Here is a 1,036-nt window from a genome sequence, read left to right on the forward strand (position 1 = left end):
CCCCGTCGGACTGGCCGACTTAGTTATTGCGTAGGACGTTACGAAAGGGCTGGCCATCGGTCAACATGCAAGTTCAAAAAAAGTCGCGCAGGCTTCAATTTAGGGAGAATGGAACCCTGGATGTCTGGATCGCCGCGGTATTTGCCTGTTTAGCAGGCAGTCCCGCCATAAAAAGAAGGCCGTGCACGAGGCACGGCCAGTCTGACAGGGAGGAAATGTCCGCCACGGCAACCGCATTTGCAGGGGCGGGCAAGATTGACTATCGCACTAAAAAGTTAACGCTGTATTGTTATCCACAGGAAAAAGAACGGGCAGGGGACAGGCATGGCAGACAGTATCTTTCTGGGCGGCGGCGGCGAAGGTTATGGCGCGCCGCAGGGGCTTGCCCTGAAATACGCCAACCGGCATGGGTTGATCGCCGGGGCTACCGGCACAGGCAAGACAGTCACTCTGCAAATCATGGCTGAAGGGTTTTCCAATGCCGGCGTGCCCGTGATCCTTGCTGATGTGAAGGGGGATCTGTCCGGCTTGGCAAAGCCTGGATCACCAAGCCACAAACTGCATGACGCCTTCACCTCGCGCGCGGAGAAAATCGGGTTTGCCGATTATTGCTACCATGCCTGCCCGGTCGCTTTTTGGGATCTCTATGGCGAGCAGGGCCACCCTGTGCGCACAACTGTTGCGGAAATGGGCCCGCTGCTGCTGTCCCGGTTATTGGAGCTGAGCGAAGCGCAGGAAGGTATTATGAACATCGCGTTCAGGCTGGCAGATGAAGACGCCTTGCCCCTGCTGGACTTGAAGGATCTGCAATCGCTGTTGGTCTGGATCGGCGAAAACCGGACGCAGCTGTCACTGCGGTACGGCAACGTGTCCCCGGCTTCGATCGGTGCTATCCAGCGGCGTCTGCTGGTGCTGGAAAACCAGGGCGGTGCCGGCCTGTTCGGTGAGCCGGCACTGGCGCTCAGCGATCTGATGCGGTGCGATACCGCCGGCAAGGGCATGATCAACATTCTGGCCGCGGACAAGCTGATGGCGG

At 58.6% G+C, this 1,036-nt stretch carries 1 protein-coding gene; it reads left to right on the forward strand.

Annotation, left to right across the window (positions count from 1 at the left end):
- Window positions 1–324: 324 nt before the first annotated feature.
- Window positions 325–1,036, forward strand: a 712-nt coding sequence (locus tag A2I95_RS41940; protein WP_291738158.1) for a helicase HerA-like domain-containing protein, incomplete at its 3' end; no start/stop codon positions are given.

The organism is Leisingera sp. F5, assembly GCF_001593695.1.